This window comes from Streptomyces sp. NPDC019443, assembly GCF_044389785.1.
Taxonomy (GTDB): domain Bacteria; phylum Actinomycetota; class Actinomycetes; order Streptomycetales; family Streptomycetaceae; genus Streptomyces.
The window spans coordinates 300,575-317,918 of record NZ_JBIRYJ010000005.1 but is presented as its reverse complement, the minus strand read 5'-3'; the positions used below and the strand labels follow the sequence as shown (position 1 = coordinate 317,918).

At 70.0% G+C, this 17,344-nt stretch carries 14 protein-coding genes; 6 read left to right on the top strand and 8 right to left on the bottom strand.

The features are described from left to right. Positions 1–212: 212 nt before the first annotated feature. The 3 genes from hisB to hisD are packed head-to-tail and all read right to left on the bottom strand — an operon-like array spanning position 213 to position 3,237. Positions 213–806, bottom strand: a complete 594-nt coding sequence (gene hisB, locus ACH492_RS18760; protein ID WP_307664069.1) for an imidazoleglycerol-phosphate dehydratase HisB — start codon at positions 804–806, stop codon at positions 213–215. Next, on the bottom strand, positions 803–1,927 hold the full coding sequence (locus ACH492_RS18755) for a histidinol-phosphate transaminase (protein WP_398987870.1): 1,125 nt from the start codon (positions 1,925–1,927) through the stop codon (positions 803–805). The genes hisB and ACH492_RS18755 overlap by 4 nt, the downstream gene beginning before the upstream one ends. Further along, on the bottom strand, positions 1,906–3,237 hold the full coding sequence (gene hisD / locus ACH492_RS18750) for a histidinol dehydrogenase (protein ID WP_398987869.1): 1,332 nt from the start codon (positions 3,235–3,237) through the stop codon (positions 1,906–1,908). The genes ACH492_RS18755 and hisD overlap by 22 nt, the downstream gene beginning before the upstream one ends. 148 nt (positions 3,238–3,385) lie before the next feature. Between hisD and ACH492_RS18745 the strand changes: the two genes are divergently transcribed. The 4 genes from ACH492_RS18745 to ybaK all read left to right on the top strand — a co-directional run bounded on the left by ACH492_RS18745 (position 3,386) and on the right by ybaK (position 7,371). Continuing rightward, positions 3,386–4,987 carry an oxidoreductase gene (locus ACH492_RS18745; RefSeq protein ID WP_398987867.1) on the top strand — a complete coding sequence of 534 codons (1,602 nt, stop codon included), beginning with the start codon at positions 3,386–3,388 and terminating at the stop codon, positions 4,985–4,987. A 102-nt stretch (positions 4,988–5,089) separates the two neighbouring features. Then, positions 5,090–6,112 carry a hypothetical protein gene (locus tag ACH492_RS18740; RefSeq protein WP_398987865.1) on the top strand — a complete coding sequence of 341 codons (1,023 nt, stop codon included), beginning with the start codon at positions 5,090–5,092 and terminating at the stop codon, positions 6,110–6,112. Between the two features lie 2 nt (positions 6,113–6,114). Continuing rightward, a complete protein-coding gene (locus ACH492_RS18735; protein ID WP_398987863.1) occupies positions 6,115–6,861 on the top strand; it encodes an LON peptidase substrate-binding domain-containing protein in 747 nt (248 codons plus the stop codon). 15 nt (positions 6,862–6,876) lie between these two features. Next, complete coding sequence (gene ybaK / locus ACH492_RS18730) at positions 6,877–7,371, top strand: Cys-tRNA(Pro) deacylase (protein ID WP_398987861.1); 495 nt, start codon at positions 6,877–6,879, stop codon at positions 7,369–7,371. A gap of 548 nt (positions 7,372–7,919) precedes the next feature. Here ybaK and ACH492_RS18725 read toward each other — a convergent pair. From ACH492_RS18725 to ACH492_RS18710, 4 genes are read right to left on the bottom strand one after another with little or no spacing between them, the layout of a single operon-like run. Further along, positions 7,920–8,576, bottom strand: coding sequence for an ABC transporter permease (locus ACH492_RS18725; RefSeq protein WP_398987859.1), 657 nt, complete (start codon positions 8,574–8,576; stop codon positions 7,920–7,922). A 34-nt stretch (positions 8,577–8,610) separates the two neighbouring features. Next, positions 8,611–9,435, bottom strand: a complete 825-nt coding sequence (locus tag ACH492_RS18720) for an ABC transporter permease (protein ID WP_398987857.1) — start codon at positions 9,433–9,435, stop codon at positions 8,611–8,613. Then, complete coding sequence (locus ACH492_RS18715) at positions 9,432–10,406, bottom strand: ABC transporter ATP-binding protein (protein ID WP_398988370.1); 975 nt, start codon at positions 10,404–10,406, stop codon at positions 9,432–9,434. The genes ACH492_RS18720 and ACH492_RS18715 overlap by 4 nt, the downstream gene beginning before the upstream one ends. 37 nt (positions 10,407–10,443) lie before the next feature. Further along, entirely contained in the window at positions 10,444–11,685 is a 1,242-nt protein-coding gene (locus ACH492_RS18710; protein ID WP_398987855.1) for an NYN domain-containing protein, read from the bottom strand. A 242-nt stretch (positions 11,686–11,927) separates the two neighbouring features. Between ACH492_RS18710 and ACH492_RS18705 the strand changes: the two genes are divergently transcribed. Continuing rightward, positions 11,928–12,107: a hypothetical protein gene (locus tag ACH492_RS18705; RefSeq protein WP_398987853.1), complete on the top strand. Its 180-nt coding sequence runs from the start codon at positions 11,928–11,930 to the stop codon at positions 12,105–12,107. 103 nt (positions 12,108–12,210) lie between these two features. On the opposite strand, the gene dnaE is transcribed toward ACH492_RS18705, so the two are convergent. After that, positions 12,211–15,750, bottom strand: coding sequence for a DNA polymerase III subunit alpha (gene dnaE / locus ACH492_RS18700; RefSeq protein ID WP_398987851.1), 3,540 nt, complete (start codon positions 15,748–15,750; stop codon positions 12,211–12,213). 204 nt (positions 15,751–15,954) lie between these two features. On the opposite strand from dnaE, the gene ACH492_RS18695 reads away from it, so the two are divergent. Continuing rightward, entirely contained in the window at positions 15,955–17,289 is a 1,335-nt protein-coding gene (locus ACH492_RS18695) for a DUF2252 domain-containing protein (protein ID WP_398987849.1), read from the top strand. Positions 17,290–17,344 lie beyond the last annotated feature (55 nt).

Below are 17,344 nucleotides of genomic sequence, written 5' to 3'. Positions count from 1 at the left end.
TGCGCCCTTCTGGTTCTCCCCCAGAGCCTTCGGCCTGGGGGTGCCCCCATCTCCGCCCGCGCGGCGCAGAGGTGCCACTATCGCTGTCGCCTGCGACCCGGCGGCCGCGCGTGCGTCGCTCACCGCGCCCTTCTCGTTCGCTTCTCCGCCCGCGCGGCGCAGAGGTGCCACTATCGCTGTCGCCTGCGACCCGGCGGCCGCGCGTGCGTCGCTCACAGTGCGCCCTTCGTGGAGGGGAGGATGCCCACCGCGCGCGGGTCGCGCTCGGATGCGTACCGCAGAGCGCGGGCCAGCGCCTTGAACTGGCACTCCACGATGTGGTGCGCGTTTCGCCCGTACGGGACGTTGATGTGCAGCGCGATCTGGGCCTGGGCGACGAAGGACTCGAAGATGTGCCGGGTCATGGTCGTGTCGTACGAGCCGATCATGGGCGCCATGTTCTCGGGCTCGGTGTGCACGAGGTACGGGCGGCCCGAGAGGTCCACGGTGACCTGGGCGAGGGACTCGTCCAGGGGCACGGTGCAGTTGCCGAATCGATAGATCCCCACCTTGTCGCCCAGCGCCTGCTTGAAGGCGGCGCCGAGCGCGAGGGCGGTGTCCTCGATGGTGTGGTGCGAGTCGATGTGCAGATCGCCCTCGGTCTTCACGGTGAGGTCGAACAGGCCGTGGCGGCCGAGCTGGTCGAGCATGTGGTCGTAGAAGCCGACCCCGGTCGACACGTCGACCTTTCCGTGGCCGTCGAGGTCGATCTCGACGACGACTGACGTCTCCTTGGTGGTGCGTTCGACACGGCCAACGCGGCTCATGCGTCGTACTCCTTCTTCAGTTCACGAACCGCGTCGAGAAACGCGTCGTTCTCTTCTGGGGTGCCGGCGGTGACCCGCAGCCACCCGGGCACTCCGTTGTCACGGACCAGGACGCCCCGGTCGAGGATCTTCCGCCAGGCCTCATGGCTGTCGGGGAAGCGGCCGAACTGGACGAAGTTTGCGTCCGATTCGGTGACCTCCCAGCCGATCGCACGCAGCTCGGTGACCAGCCGGTCCCGCTCACGCTTCAGCTGCTCGACATACCCGAGCAGCGTATCGGTGTGCTCCAGCGCGGCCAGCGCGGTGGCCTGGGTGACGGCCGACAGGTGGTACGGCAGGCGCACCAGCTGGACGGCGTCGACCACGGCGGGGTGCGCGGCCAGATAGCCCAGGCGCAGTCCGGCCGCGCCGAAGGCCTTGGACATGGTGCGCGAGACCACGAGGTTCGGCCGGCCCTCGATCAGCGGCAGCAGCGAGGGGCGGTGGCTGAATTCGACGTACGCCTCGTCGACCACGACCAGCGAGGGCTTGGCAGCCTGGGCCGCCTCGTACAGCGCGAGGACGGTTTCGGCCTGGACCGCGGTGCCCGTCGGGTTGTTGGGCGAGGTGATGAAGACGACGTCCGGCCGGTGCTCGGCGATGGCCTCGCCTGCCGCGTCGAGGTCGATCGTGAAGTCGTCGCGGCGCGGTCCCGAGATCCAGTGGGTGCCGGTGCCGCGCGAGATGAGTCCGTGCATCGAGTACGAGGGCTCGAAGCCGATGGCGCTGCGGCCGGGGCCGCCGAAGGTCTGGAGCAGCTGCTGGATGACCTCGTTGGAGCCGTTGGCGGCCCAGACGTTGGCGAGGGTCACCTCGTGCCCGGCCGTACGGGTGAGGTAGCGGGCGAGCTCGGTGCGCAGTTCGACGGCGTCCCGGTCGGGGTAGCGGTTGAGGCCGCGCGCGGCCTCCGCGACCCGCTCGGCGATCCGCTCGACCAGCGGCTCGGGCAGCGGGTACGGGTTCTCGTTGGTGTTCAGCTGTACGGGTACGTCGAGCTGGGGCGCCCCGTACGGGGACTTGCCGCGAAGCTCGTCGCGGATGGGCAGATCGTCGATTCCGGTCACTGCTGAGGCACCTTCCATCCGAAGCGTGCCTTGAGGGCGGCACCGTGCGCGGGCAGGTCCTCGGCCTCGGCGAGCGTGACGACATGGTGCGTCACCTCGGCGAGCGCGTCGCGCGTGTAGTCGACGATGTGGATGCCGCGCAGGAAGGACTGGACGGACAGGCCCGAGGAGTGGCAGGCGCAGCCACCGGTCGGCAGGACGTGGTTGGAGCCCGCGCAGTAGTCACCGAGCGAGACGGGCGCCCACGGGCCGACGAAGATCGCGCCGGCGTTGCGGACCCGGGCGGCGACCGCGGCGGCGTCGGCGGTCTGGATCTCCAGGTGCTCGGCGCCGTACGCGTTGACGACCCGCAGGCCTTCTTCGACGCCGTCGACCAGGACGATCGCGGACTGCTTGCCGCTCAGCGCCGGGACGATCCGGTCCTCGATGTGCTTGGTGGCCGCGACCTGCGGCTCGAGCTCCTTCTCGACCGCGTCCGCCAGCTCCACGGAGTCGGTGACCAGCACGGCGGCGGCCATCGGGTCGTGCTCGGCCTGGCTGATCAGGTCGGCGGCGACGTGCACCGGGTCGGCGGCCGAGTCGGCGAGGATCGCGATCTCGGTCGGGCCAGCCTCGGTGTCGATGCCGATGCGGCCGGTGAAGTACCGCTTGGCGGCGGCGACCCAGATATTGCCGGGGCCCGTCACCATGTTCGCGGGAGCGCATCCGTCAGGTCCCTCGGTGCCGTACGCGAACATCGCGACGGCCTGGGCGCCGCCCGCGGCGTACACCTCGTCGACGCCGAGCAGCGCGCAGGCGGCCAGGATCGTCGGGTGCGGCAGCCCGTCGAACTCTTTCTGCGGCGGGGACGCGAGCGCGACGGATTCGACGCCCGCCTCCTGCGCCGGCACCACGTTCATGATCACGGAGGAGGGGTAGACGGAGCGGCCGCCCGGTGCGTACAGACCGACGCGCTCGACCGGCACCCACTTCTCGGTGACGGTGCCGCCGGGGACGACCTGGGTGGTGTGCTCGTCTCTGCGCTGCGCGCGGTGCACGATCCTGGCGCGCCGGATCGACTCCTCCAGAGCGGCCCTGACCTGGGGGTCGAGCTGCTCCAGGGCGTCGGCGAGTGCCGCTGCGGGCACTCGCACCCGGTCCAGCTTCACACCGTCGAATTTCTCCGCGTAGTCGATCAGCGCCGCCGTGCCGCGATGATGCACGTCCTCGCAGATGGGCCGCACCTTCTCCAGGGCGGCTTCCACGTCGAACTCGGCACGGGGCAGCAGGTCGCGCAGAGCGGCACCCTCGGGGAGAGCGTCGCCACGCAGATCGATTCGAGAGATCACAGAGCAATTCTCTCAGACCGGATTCCGCTGCTGGTCGTCCGTATCACTGGCTGATACCGGCCCCAGAAGTTGTTCATGACCACTAGCGTTCAGTCCGTCACTCAGCGGGAAGAACAGCTGTACGAACCAATGAAGCGGAGGAGCGGCATTGACCGAGCCGCTGGACGACGGGCCTCCGAATGGACTGAGCCCGACCGAGCTCCACATGTGGAACGCATTCCGGAACGGAAGTACGTACGACCTGAGCGACCCGAATCCCCTGCTGAACGATCCCTTCTCCCCACGCCCCTGGGGCCCCGAGCGCAGCGTCCGCGCGTCCATCGTCGCCCGGCTGCTGCTCAGCGGTCCCACCGCACAGCCCGGCCGGGTCGCCGCGCTGAAGCTCCGCGGGGTCCAGATCACCGGCACCCTCAAACTCGCGGGTGGCAGCATCGCCCCGTACGTCGAGCTGAACGGCTGCCGCTTCGAGAGCGAAGTGCTGATGCCCGAGGCGCACTTCACCACCGTGCGCATGGTCGGCTGTGCGATCCCTCGGATCGAGGCGGCCCGGCTGCGTACCGAGGGCGATCTGCATCTGCCGCGCTGCCGCATCGAGCACGGCATCCGGCTCACCGACGCGCAGATAGGCACCGATCTGCTGATCAACCAGATCCATGTCCGGCCGGACCGCCGGGGCCGGGCGATCACCGCCGACGGGATGTCGGTCGCCCAGGACTTACAGGCCGAACTGATCGAGACCTACGGCGAGTTCAGTCTGCGCGGCGCGAAGGTGGGGGTCTCTCTGAGCCTGCGCGGCAGTCGGCTGCGCGCGGCCGGGGAGCGGCGCGCGCTGAACGCACCGCAGCTGAGCGTGGAGCGGACGCTCTATATGACGGGCGCGTGGGTGAGCGAGTCCACGGGCAACCAGGGCTCCACGCCCCCGTTCGGCACCGGCGGTTCCGCGACCCCGGCGCGCGGCACCCGGCTGCAGCCCTTCCAGTGTCACGGCGGGGTGCGGCTGGACGACGGCCGGTTCGGCGACGCGGTCGATCTGCACCATGCGCGGTTCGTGCTGAGCCCGCGCGAGGAGCTGTCGCTGCGCCGGATCGCCACTCCGGAGCTGCGCTTCAACGCGCAGCGCCCGGAGGAGGGCCGCGTCGTGCTGAACGGCGCGAAGATCGTGACGCTGATCGATCTGGCGGCGAGCTGGCCGGGGCCCGGCGGCCTCGCGATGGGCGGCTTCGTCTACGAGAATCTCGTTCCGTACGAGGAGTTCCCGCTCAGCCGCCGCCTGGAGTGGGTGGCCTCGGCGACTCCGGAGTACTCCCCGGAGCCGTACGAACGACTGGCGACCGTCCTGCGCAACAGCGGTGAGGACGCGGACGCCCGCGAGGTGCTGCTCGCCAAGCAGCGCCGCCGCCGGGAGACTCTGCCGCTGGCCGCGAAGCTGTGGGGCTATCTGCAGGACTGGACGGTGGCGTACGGCTACCGGCCGGGCCGGGCGGCCCTGTGGATGGCGGTTTTGTGGGCGGCGGGCGCGGTGGCCTTCTCCCAGATCCATCCGGCGCCGATCAAGCCCGATGAGCATCCGCGGTGGAACGCCGCGCTCTACGCCCTGGATCTGCTGCTGCCGGTGATCAATCTCGGCCAGGACGGCTACTGGCAGCTGGACGGCCGCTGGCAGTGGGCGTCGGCCGCGCTGATCCTGCTCGGCTGGATCCTCGCGACGACGGTCGCGGCGGGCGCGTCCCGCCTTCTCCGGCGCGGCTGAGTCACTTTCTTTACGCTCTCTTGGCTTTCGCCAGGACAACCATTCCGCCGCTACGAAGTCTTCACAGCTGCCCTCTGGCGCGCCTCCTACCTGCAGTTTTCAATGGTCCGCACCATGTCATTGCTCCGCGCCCTGATCCGCACCGCGCGCATGATCCGTCATACGCCGCAGCTCGCCGACGGCCTGTCGCCCGACGAGGCGGTACTGCTCGACGCCCCCGACGAGCGGCTGAGCCCGGCGCTGGTCGCGGCTGCCCTCGGGGATTACGAGCCGGCCGCCAAGCTGCTGGCGACCACGCGTGAATCTGCCGAGTGGGAGAACCGCGACCGGTACGTGATGCGGCTCGCCACGTTCGCGTACAGCCGCGACGAGTGGCTCACGTCCTGGCTCGCCGCCGCGCCGCGCGACCCCGACGCACTGGTCGTCAAGGCCGAGCTCGCGGTCCGCAGGGCCTGGGAGTCGCCGGCCAGGGCCGAGCGGCTGCGCGAGATCGGTCCGCTGATCGACGCGGCGGCGGAGGGCGATCGTCACGATCCGGTGCCGTGGCGGATCTCGCTCGACCACGCGCGCGGCACGCATGCCACGCACACGGCGTTCGAGTCGCTGTGGGAGCAGGCCGTACGCCGCTCCCCGCACCACTACGGCTGTCATGTCGCGGCCCTGCAGTACCTGTCCGCGCAGTGGTACGGCTCACACCGCGAGTGCTTCGACTTCGCCGAGCAGGCGGCGGCGGACGCGCTGCCGGGCTCACTGGTGCAGGCGCTGCCGGTGCGGGCGGCGTTCGCGCAGCTGCTGAGCGGGGACACCACCTCCGTACAGGACGACCGGATCGACGCTGCGGCGGATCTCGCAATCACGCTCTCAGCGGATTATCAGGCCGGGGATCCATGGCCCGCGGAGGTGCGCAATCTGCTGGCGTACGTGCTTGTAGGGCGGGGTCGGTGGACCGAGGCGCTGGAGCAGTTCCGGCTGATCGGCCCGTACGCGACGTCATTTCCGTGGAGTTATGCCTCCGACGATCCACTGGGTCAGTTCCTCGAGGCGAGGGACGGTGTACGGATCGAGATCGCCTCGGCGATGCCAGTGCGTGGACGGGGCGGACGAAGCAGGTCGTTCGGCCATTAGGCTTGACCGTTGTGACCGCACGCCTCCCCCTCTTCCCGCTGAACTCGGTGCTGTTCCCGGGCCTCGTCCTGCCCTTGAACGTGTTCGAGGAGCGTTATCGCGCCATGATGCGCGAGCTGCTGAAGACGGACGAGTCCGAGCCGCGCCGCTTCGCGGTGGTCGCCATCCGCGACGGCCGCGAGGTGGCGCCGACCGCGCCCGGCATGCCGGACCCGACCGCGCTGCCCGAGCGCGGCCCGGCGGCGGGCTTCGGCGACGACCCGATCCAGGCCTTCCACCGGGTGGGCTGCATCGCGGACGCGGCGACGATCCGCGAGCGCGACGACGGCAGCTTCGAGGTGCTGGCGACGGGCACGACCCGGGTCAAGCTCCTCTCGGTCGACGCGAGTGGCCCGTATCTGACTGCCGAACTGGAGGAGATCCCGGAGGAGTCGGGGGACGGCGCGGGGACCCTCGCCGAGGGCGTGCTCCGTGCCTTCCGCAGCTACCAGAAGCGGCTGGCGGGCGCGCGGGAGCGGTCACTGTCCACGGGGGCGGATCTGCCGGACGAGCCGTCGGTGGTCTCGTACCTGGTCGCCGCGGCGGCGGTGCTGGACACCCCTGCGAAGCAGCGGCTGTTGCAGGCTCCGGACACGGCGACCCGGCTGCGTGAGGAACTCACCCTGCTGCGCTCGGAGACCGCGGTGATCCGCCACCTGCCTTCGCTGCCCGCGGTCGATCTGACCCGGGCGCCGACGAGCCCCAACTGACAGGAGTTTCCTGCGGTGCCGAAGAAGCCCAAGAAGCCCGGCGGCACGCCCGCGACGGTCGCCCTGACCGCGGCGGGCACGGCCTTCACGGTCCACGCGTACGACCACGACCCCGCGTCGCCCTCGTACGGCGAGGAGGCGGCACAGGCACTCGGGGTCTGCCCCGACCGGGTCTTCAAGACCCTCGTCGCGGACGTCGACGGTGAACTGACGGTGGCGATCGTCCCGGTGGCGGGCCAGCTGGACCTCAAGGCGCTGGCCGCGGCGGTCGGCGCCAAACGCGCGACGATGGCCGACCCGGCGGCGGCGGAACGCACGACGGGCTACGTCCGCGGCGGCATCTCCCCGCTGGGCCAGCGCAAACCCCTCCGCACGGTCCTGGACGCGTCCGCGTCCGTGCACCCCACGATCTGCGTCTCGGCGGGCCGCCGCGGCCTGGAGGTCGAACTGGCCCCCGCGGACCTGGCGGCGCTGACGTCGGCGGTGCTGGCGCCGATCGGGCGCGCGTAGGGGGTCGACGGCGGGGCCGTCCTCGGCTACGACCGTAGGAACGCTCTGTCGGGGAGCGCGTACGCGGAGAGGACCCGCCATGTCCAAACGCACCCGCAAGCGTAAGTGGCGCATCCGGAAGCACAGGGCCAACCACGGCCGCCGCCCGGCCTGATCCCGGGGCCCCGCCCCGGCCCCCGCGCCTCAAACTCCCCCAGACTTCGTCCGGGGGGACCCCCACGGGGCTGGATTTCGCGTCCGGGACCGCGCCTCAAGCTCCCCCGGACTTCGTCCCGGGGGGACCCCACAAGGCTCGCTTTCGGGGCTCCGCCCCGGGCCCCGCGCCTCAAACTCCCCCGGACTTCGTCCGGGAGGCCCCCCACGAGGCTTGAATTTCCCGGTCGGCCTGAATCTTCAGGCCGACCGGCGGAAATCAAGCCCGTCCGGCGATTGAGGACAACGCCCGAAGGGCTTACGGGGTCTGGGGCGGAGCCCCAGTTCGGGAAGTGGGGGTCCCCCCACGCCCGCCAGGGCGTAGGGGGAGGGTAGGGGAACGCCCGCCGCAGGCGTCAGGCCGCGTCAGGGCCGCCCGGGTCCGGGCCGTACCCCGGTGCCGGCCACTCCGGCTCCGGATCCCGCGGGCCGAACAGCGCCGTCAGCGCCAGGTGAACCACCATCGCCGCCACCGGCCACGCCAGCACCGCCCCCTTCGCCCTCAGCTCCAGGTACGCGTCGAAGGTCACCCCCTCGCCGACCTCCCTCGCATGCGCGACCACATCATGCGTCGGGCCGAACCACACCCCGATCCCCCACGCCAGCAGCGACCCCAGCAGGCCGCCCAGCGCCAGCGCCACCACCAGCGCGATCCCCCCGCGCCTGCGGATCCAGAAGACCGCCGCCGCGCTCACCGCGCCGAAGGCGAGTGCCAGCAGCACGAACGTTCCGTCCGCGCCCACCGCTTCCTCTCCCTCCGTGTCCTTGAGGAAGACCGCCTTGTCGTTCGAGATCAGCGGCACCCGCGGCGCCAGCCACAGCCACAGGAGCCCCAGCGCCACGCCCAGAATCGTCACAGCAACCAGCACCACGGCCGCGTCCCGCAGGTCCGTCGTCAGGTCCGGGTCATCCTCCGCCCCCTTGGCGTACAAGGGTCCCGGCCCGGTCGGCGGCGACTGCCACGGGTCATTGTTCGGCGAAGGCTGGTGAGGCGGAGTCAGAGGTGCGGTCACCCCGCCATCGTGCCAGGCGTGTCGGGACGGTGCCTCACCGGACTGCCGCCCGCCGGTACGCCCACGTCGCGACCGTCAGCGAGACGACACCCACCAAGGCGCAGACCGCGAGGTCCAGCCCGACGACCGCCCAGTCCGGACGCGCGTCGAAGGTCCGCGCGAGGGCCTCGACGCCGTAGGTGGAAGGCAGCAGATCGCGGGCGTACGAGACCGGCCCGGGCAGCCTGTCGGCCGGCAGCACCCCGAGCAGCAGCGCCGCGGACATACCCAACTGCCCGAGCAGCGTGGCCAGTTCCTGGCGCGGCGCGAGCAGACCGAGTGCCGCGCCAAGACCGGCGAGGGCGGCGCCGGACAGCGGGATGACCGCGGCGAGCACCCATAGATGTGTCAGCGGCAGCTGGAAAAGGACGCTGCCGACGACGGCGGTGACGACCGTGCCGGGCACGGTGAAGGAGGCGTACGCACCGGCCGCACCGAGCACCACCGCTGCCGGCGGCACCGGCAGCGTGGCGTAGTGGTCGAGGCCGCCGCTGGCCCGCAGCTGCCCGAAGTACTGGGCGAGGAGATTGAGCGCGACGAAGGCGACGACGAGAACGCTGGACCCGGCGACGACGGCCCGCGCCTCCGCACCCCCGTCGACGACCCCGCGCATCAGGACCATGATCCCGATCGACTGGAAGGTCGCGACGAAGAGCAGCGGGATCCGGGCGACCCGCGCCCGCGACAGCTGCGCGCGGTACACGGCGGCGAGCGAGGGCAGCAGCCGCGCGCGCGGCGCGAGCGGCGCGGCATCCACCACCGCTGCCCTGCCGGCCACCCTGATCTGTTCGGCCACCGCCTCCGCGGGCACGATGCTCACGCCTTGACCAGCCCCTTCGTCGCGTTCCCGCCGAGCGCCAAGTACACGTCCTCCAGGCTCGGCGTGGCCACGGTGAAGTCGTCGAGCGCCGCGAATGCCGCGCCACCCGTCACCGCCGCGACCGCCGCCCGCGCCTCGTCGGGCGCGAGCCTGAGCACCCAACGGCGCCCTTGCTCCTGCGCGGACCCGCGCAGCGCGGTGACCTCGGGCACGTCCAGCGGCGCCCGCTCGCGCCACACCAGCTCGACCCGCACCTCGCCGGCGACCCGTTCCTTGAGCCCGGCCGGGGTGTCGCAGGCGATGACGCGGCCCCGTTCCAGCACGGCAACCCGGTCGAGTACGGTCTCGGCCTCGATGACGTTGTGGGTGACGAGCAGGACGGTCGCGCCGTTCTCCGCCCGCCGCCGGTCGACCGCGGCCCAGACCGCGCGCCGCGCGACGGGGTCCATGCCGGTGGTCGGCTCGTCCAGCACCAGCACCGGGCGCTCGCCCACGAGCGTTGCCGCGAAGCAGGCCAGCCGCCGCTGTCCGCCGGAGAGTTTCTTCAGGGTGCGCGCGGCGAGCCCGGTCAGCCCGAGCTCCTCCAGTACGTCGTCCCGCTCGGCCCGCGCGTCCCGCAGGGAAAGCCCGCGCAGTCGCCCGGTCGTCTCGGCGGCGAGCGCGACGGTCAGCTCGTCGAGCGCGGTGGACTCCTGCCCGAGGTAGCCGATGAGCCGGGAGGCCCGCTCCGGGTGGCGTACAAGATCGTGGCCCAGCACCTCGACGCTGCCGGCGTCCGGGCGCATCAGCCCGGTGAGCTGCCGTACGAGGGTGGACTTGCCGGCGCCGTTGGGCCCGAGCAGACCGAAGATCTCGCCGCGCCGCACCACCAGCGAAATCCCGTCAGTGGCACGCACCTCGGGCGTCCCGGGGGTGCCTCGGCGACCGCGCGCGGCGGGGTACGTCTTGACCAGCTCCCGCGCCACGCACACCGTACTCACAAGGGACGAGCCTAAGGGGTCGGCCGGACTACTCCCCCGCGGGGGCGTGTTCCGCGGCGGCCCGTACGTCGATCTCACGCCAGAATCCGGCCCGGATCGCATAGCGGTCGTGCTCGTCGATCTGGTCGTCCTTGTGCGCCAGGAGCCCGAAGCGCGCGGCGTACCGCAGCAGTTCGCCGTCGATGCGGTGCGGGATCCGCGGGTACATGGTGGACAGCTTCTGCACATGGCCCGCCTCCGGCAGCCGTTCCATCCAGCGCCGGGCGAAGACCTGGCCGACCTCGAAGGGGTCGCCGCCGACCGTGGTGATGTCCTCCTCGCGGTCGGCCCAGCGCTGCTCGGCGCTGGTGAGTTGGGCGAGCGTCGGCAGGGACGCGGTCTCCGGCGGCTCGCCGAGCGCCCCGCCGCCGGCCCGCTCGACCCAGCCCTTGTCGGAGGACCAGCGCAGGGTGGCGCTCGCCGGATGCGGCGCGGGGTGCTGGCCGGGGGCGCGCAGACCCGCCAGGTCCTTGGGGGTGGGTACGCCCTTGGACGCGGCAGGGGCGGGGAGCGGCTCGGCGCCGTTCTCGGTGGGGGCCGGCTGCGAGCCGTTCCGTACGGCGTCGGCGGCGCGCTCCTGCGAGGCGGCGAGCGCAGACTCGGGCAGCGGCGCGGAGAGGATCGCGGCGATCTCGGGGCCGGGTGCGGGCTGCGGGGCGCAGATGCCGGTGAGTTCCTTGGCCCGTACGGCCCGGGTGATCCAGGCCCGGTCGAGCACCCGTCGCTCGTCCGCCTCGGCGACCAGGTCCTCGGACTGGTTGTAGTCACCGTCGGCGGCCTGCACGGCCCAGAGGTGGACGGCGACGCCGTGCTCCTTGGCGGACATCAGACCGGGCAGCAGATCTCCGTCGCCGGTCACCAGCACGACGTCGGAGCAAGCGCGGTTTCTGGCCAGCTCGGTGAGCTCGGCGTGCATGGCCGCATCCACGCCCTTCTGTGCCCAGCGGCCGTCGCTGCGGGTCAGTGCGCCCAGCCGGACCGTCACCCGCGGCATGACGCGCAGCCGCCGGTGTTCGGGCTGCGGTACGCGGTCGGGGGCGCCGTCGAACCAGTAGATGCGCAGCAGCGGGCGCTCGGTATCGGCCTCGGCGAGTTCGCGCAGGCCCTGGATGAGGGCGGCGTGGTCGACGGTGATGCGGGAACGCGCCGGTTCCCCGGCGAGAAGACTCGCGGCGGCGCCCAGCAGATATCCGGCGTCCACCAGGACAACGCAGCGGTCCACGCGTTCCACCCTCTTTCGGGAACTTGGGGATCGGGGAAGGGTCCGGATCGGGGATTGTTCCGGGTTTCCTTCGAGTCTGCCCGACCACGGGAGGGTTAACGGCCGGAACTCGATCATCGGCGTGGCGGAACCCTGGTCCAGGCGCGACAAGCGCCCTTTACGCACCGCAATGATCCAAAATGCGGCGCTTCATCGCATATGTGAGTCTGACAGCGGCCCTGGCCCCGAGAATCCCCACAGGAGGCATCACCATGGCCAAGAACAAGAATCGCAAGCAGGGTGGTCAACAGGACCGTACGCCGCCCGCGGAGCGCGGCGCCGAGCAGGCCAAGTCGACCGCATACGAGTCCCATGCGCAGCCCCAGTCCCAGGCCCAGGGCAGCCCCGCGGACGTTGCCCGTAAGCACCAGCGGCGCTTCGGCCACAACTGATCGCGCCGTAAAAAGACGAGCCGTAAAAGACGAGCGGCAAAAGACGCCAGGGGCGCGCCCGTGACGACGGGCGCGCCCCTTGCGGCGTATGTGCGTATCGGCGCTAGCCGGCCAGGCAGGACGGGCCGAGCAGCACCTTCAGATCGCCGAAGAGCGCCGGGTCCGGCTGCACGCGGTGCCGGTCGAGCCGGAGCACCGTGGTCTTGCGGGGGCCCTGGAGCTTGATCCGTACCTCGGTGTTGCCCTTGTGGTGGCTGAGGATCTCACCGAGCCTGCTGATCATCGGCGGCGTCACCTTCACCGTCGGGATGGTGACGACCACCGGCGCGTTCGTGCCGGCCGACGAGAGGTCCGGGACCATCAGTTCCATGGCGACCAGCCGCGGGATGTCCTCGCGCTTGTCGAGACGTCCCTTGACGAAGACCACGGTGTCCTCGACGAGCTGCGTCGACACCAGCTGATAGGTCGCCGGGAAGAACATGCACTCGATGGAGCCCGCCAGGTCCTCGACCGTCGCGATCGCCCAGGCGTTGCCCTGCTTGGTCATCTTGCGCTGCAGGCCGGAAATGATTCCGCCGATGGTGACGACCGCGCCGTCGGCGTGCTCACCTCCGGTGAGCTGGGAGATCGCGGCGTCCGTCTTGTCGCTCAGGACATGCTCGATGCCGAAGAGCGGGTGGTCGGAGACATAGAGGCCGAGCATCTCGCGTTCCTGCGCGAGCAGATACGACTTGTCCCACTCGACGTCGGAGAACTCGACGTCGAGCCCGAAGCCCGGCTCGTCACTCTCCTCGTCGCCCATCCCGCCGAACAGGTCGAACTGCCCCTCGGCCTCCTTGCGCTTGACCGCCACCACGTTGTCGATCATCGGCTCATGGTGGGCGACCAGGCCCTTGCGGGTGTGGCCCATCTCGTCGAAGGCGCCGGCCTTGATGAGTGATTCGACGGTCCGCTTGTTGCAGACCACGGCCTCGACCTTGTCGAGGAAGTCGGGGAAGGAGGTGTACTTCCCCTTGGACTTGCGGCTGCGGATGATCGAGTCCACGACGTTCGTGCCGACGTTCCGCACGGCGGAGAGGCCGAAGAGGATCACCTCGTCGCCCTGCGCGGCGAAGTTCGACTGCGACTCGTTCACATTGGGCGGCAGCACCTTGATGCCCATGCGGCGGCACTCGTTCAGATAGACCGCGGACTTGTCCTTGTCGTCCTTCACGGAGGTGAGCAGCGCGGCCATGTACTCGGCGGGGTAGTTCGCCTTGAGATATGCGGTCCAGTAGGTGACCAGGCCGTACGCCGAGGAGTGCGCCTTGTTGAACGCGTATCCGGCGAACGGGACCAGCACGTCCCACAGCGCCTGGATCGCCTCGTCCGAGTACTTGTTCTTGCGGGCGCCTTCCTGGAACAGAACGAAGTTCTTCGCCAGCTCCTCGGGCTTCTTCTTGCCCATCACGCGGCGGAGGATGTCGGCCTCGCCGAGCGAGTACCCCGCGATGATCTGGGCGGCCTTCTGCACCTGCTCCTGGTAGACGATCAGGCCGTGGGTGACACCGAGGACCTCCTTGAGAGGCTCCTCGAGCTCCGGGTGGATCGGCGTGATCTCCTGCTGGCCGTTCTTGCGGAGCGCGTAGTTCGTGTGCGAGTTCATGCCCATCGGGCCCGGCCGGTACAGGGCCGAGACGGCGGAAATGTCCTCGAAGTTGTCGGGCTTCATCAGCCGCAGCAGCGAACGCATCGGGCCGCCGTCGAACTGGAAGACGCCGAGTGTGTCACCGCGGCAGAGCAGTTCGTATGTCTTGGGGTCGTCGAGCGGGACGGAGAGCAGCTCCAGGTCGACGCCCTTGTTGGACTTCACCATCTTGACGGCGTCGTCCATGATCGTGAGGTTGCGCAGGCCGAGGAAGTCCATCTTCAGCAGGCCCAGCGACTCGCACTGCGGGTAGTCCCACTGCGTGATGGTGACGCCGTCGGTGTGCCTGACCCACACGGGCACATGGTCGGTGATGGTCTCGCTGGACATGATCACGCCGGCTGCGTGCACACCCATCTGCCGGACCAGTCCCTCGACGCCCTTGGCGGTGTCGATGACCTTCTTCACGTCCGGCTCGTTCTCGTACATCCCCCGGATCTCGCCCGCCTCGCTGTAGCGGGGGTGCTTCGGATCGGTGATGCCGTTGAGGTCGATGCCTTTGCCGAGGACGTCGGCGGGCATCGCCTTGGTGAGCCGGTCGCCCATCGCGTACGGGTAGCCGAGCACCCGCGCGGAGTCCTTGATGGCGTTCTTCGCCTTGATCTTGCCGTACGTGCCGATCATGGCGACCTTGTCGGCGCCGTACTTCTCGGTGACGTACCTGATCACCTCACCGCGCCGGCGCTCGTCGAAGTCGATGTCGACATCGGGCATGGAAATGCGCTCGGGGTTGAGGAAGCGCTCGAAGATCAGTCCGTGCTCGATCGGGTCGAGGTCGGTGATGCCCATGGCGTACGCGACGATCGAGCCGGCCGCGGAACCTCGGCCGGGGCCCACCGCGATTCCGTTGTTCTTGGCCCACATGATGAAGTCGGCCACCACGAGGAAGTACCCCGGGAAGCCCATGTCGATGATGATGCCCATCTCGTACTCGACCTGCTTGAGCCGGTCGTCCGGGATGCCGCCCGGGTAGCGCCGGGCCATGCCGCGCATGGTCTCCTCGCGGAACCAGGTCACCTCGGTGAAGCCCTCGGGCACCTCGAACTTCGGCATCAGGTTCCGCTCCTGGAACCAGCCCTCGGTGTCGATCTGCTGCGCGACCAGGAGGGTGTTGGCGCAGCCCTCCTGCCAGGCGTCCGAGGAGTCCACGGCGTACATCTCGTCCGTGGACTTCAGGTAGTAGCCGGTGCCGTCGAAGCGGAAGCGGTCGGGGTCCGAGAGGTTCTTGCCGGTCTGGATGCACAGCAGCGCGTCATGCGCGCCGGCCTCGTCGGCGTAGGTGTAGTGCGAGTCGTTGGTGACGATCGGCGGAATGCCGAGCTTCTTGCCGATCTCCAGCAGGCCGTCGCGGACGCGGCGCTCGATCTCGATGCCGTGGTCCATCAGTTCCAGGAAATACTTGTCCTTGCCGAAGATGTCCTGGTACTCGGAGGCGGCCTTGAGGGCCTCGTCGAACTGGCCGAGGCGCAGCCGGGTCTGGAGTTCGCCCGAGGGGCAGCCGGTGGAGGCGATGAGCCCCTCCGACCACTGGGCGATGGTCTCCTTGTCCATACGCGGCCACTTCTGCAGCCAGCCCTCTGCGTACGCGTCGGAGGAGAGCCGGAAGAGGTTGTGCAGACCGGTCTTGTTGGCCGCCCAGATCGTCTTGTGGGTGTAACCACCCGAACCGGAGACGTCGTCACGCTTCTGGTGCGGCTGGCCCCACTGGATCTTCCGCTTGTTCCGCCGGGACTCGGGGGCGACGTACGCCTCGATGCCGATGATGGGCGTGACGTCCGCCTTCTTCGCCGAGTGGAAGAAGTCGTACGCCCCGTGGAGGTTGCCATGGTCCGTCATGGCGATGTGGGTCATGCCCATCTCATTGCAGGCATTGAACATGTCCTTGAGCCGCGCGGCACCGTCCAGCAGGGAGTACTGGGTGTGGACGTGAAGGTGCGTGAAAGGCGGCTTGGTCACGGCGGAATGCCTCCGGAGAACGGGGGGTGACAGGCTGCGGACAGTCTGGGTGGACAGCCTGGAAGTCTACGTCTTGGCACTGACAGTCGCCGGGCACTCCCGAGTACGGTCGTGCGTTGCACCCTTGGATTGCGCTCTCGCTTCGCTCGATCGGCGAGACGGAATCCCCCGTCCCGTTTGTCATGCACCAGGAGGCACCCAGCGATGTCGGTACCGCGATCCGCCGAGGCAGCAACTGAAGAGCGCGGCGAGGAGATTCTCGCCGTCTTCGACACCGCCTTCGGCCAGCTGCTGGCCGCCGACCCCGCCGCCTTCCGGGTCAAGTTCCGGAAAATGGCCGCCTCGGCGTTCGCGTTCTACCGGGGCACCGCCTGCCTGTTCTACAACGACCTGGGGCGCGAGCGGCACGGCGGCCCGTTCCTCGACGAGCGCACCGGTCGGGTGTGGATCCACGGCGATCTGCACGCCGAGAACTTCGGCACGTACATGGACGCCAACGGCCGCCTGATCTTCAACGTCAACGACTTCGACGAGGCGTACGTCGGCCCCTTCACCTGGGACCTCAAGCGGCTGGCCGCATCGCTGGCGCTCGTCGGCTACACCAAGGCGCTCAGCGACGAGCAGATCACCGAGCTGGTGCGGATCTACGCCGCCGCCTACCGCGAGCGCATCCACGCCCTGGCCGCCGGCGCGAAGAACGACGAGGTGCCGCCCTTCACGCTGGACACCGCCGACGGCCCGCTGCTGGACGTGCTGCGCGACGCCCGCTCGCTGACCCGGTTCTCGCTGCTCGACTCGATGACCGAGATCCGCGACTTCGAGCGCCGGTTCGCACCCGGCGGCGGCTCGATCGAGCTGGACGCGGCCACCCGCTACAAGGTGCTCGCGGCCTTCGACGGCTATCTGGAGACGCTGCCCGAGTCCAGCTTGACCCGGCCCGACTCGTACCGCGTCAAGGACGTCGTGGGCCGCCGCGGCATCGGCATCGGCTCCGCCGGCCTGCCCTCGTACAACATCCTGCTCGAAGGCAACAGCGACGCCCTCGAGAACGACGTCGTGATCTATATGAAGCAGGCGCAGACCCCCGCGGTCTCCCGGCACATCGACGACGCCACCGTGCGGGAGTACTTCCAGCACGAGGGCCATCGCACGGTGATCTCGCAGCGCGCCCTCCAGGACCACGCCGACCCGTGGCTGGGCTGGACCGAGCTGGACGGCTCAGGTCAGCTGGTCGCCGAGGTGTCGCCGTACGCGGTGGATCTGGACTGGGGCGACATCGACGAGCCGGAGGAGATCGCGGCGGTCGTCGCCGACCTGGGCAGGGCGACGGCCACGATGCACAGCGCGGCGGACGAGGAGAGCGGCCACTCGCTGGTGCCGTTCTCGACGGAGCGGGCCATCGACGCGGCGATCGCGGCCGACGAGGAGGGGTTCGGCGAGCTGCTGGTGGAGTTCGCGCACAGCTACGGCGCGCGGGCGCGGGCGGACCACCAGATCTTCGTCGACCTGTTCCGTAACGGCCGGATCCCGGGTCTCTGAGTATCGAGCATGCGGCTGAGCCGCGTGGGGCCGGATCCTTAGGGGACGCTTACCC

What these genes read in the sequence shown, in the direction of transcription:
- hisB (WP_307664069.1), bottom strand. Translation starts at nt 806, where the DNA reads ATGAGCCGCGTTGGCCGTGTCGAACGCACCACCAAGGAGACGTCAGTC.
- ACH492_RS18755 (WP_398987870.1), bottom strand. Translation starts at nt 1,927, where the DNA reads ATGGAAGGTGCCTCAGCAGTGACCGGAATCGACGATCTGCCCATCCGC.
- ACH492_RS18740 (WP_398987865.1), top strand. Translation starts at nt 5,090, where the DNA reads ATGGTCCGCACCATGTCATTGCTCCGCGCCCTGATCCGCACCGCGCGC.
- ACH492_RS18705 (WP_398987853.1), top strand. Translation starts at nt 11,928, where the DNA reads ATGGCCAAGAACAAGAATCGCAAGCAGGGTGGTCAACAGGACCGTACG.
- ACH492_RS18695 (WP_398987849.1), top strand. Translation starts at nt 15,955, where the DNA reads ATGTCGGTACCGCGATCCGCCGAGGCAGCAACTGAAGAGCGCGGCGAG.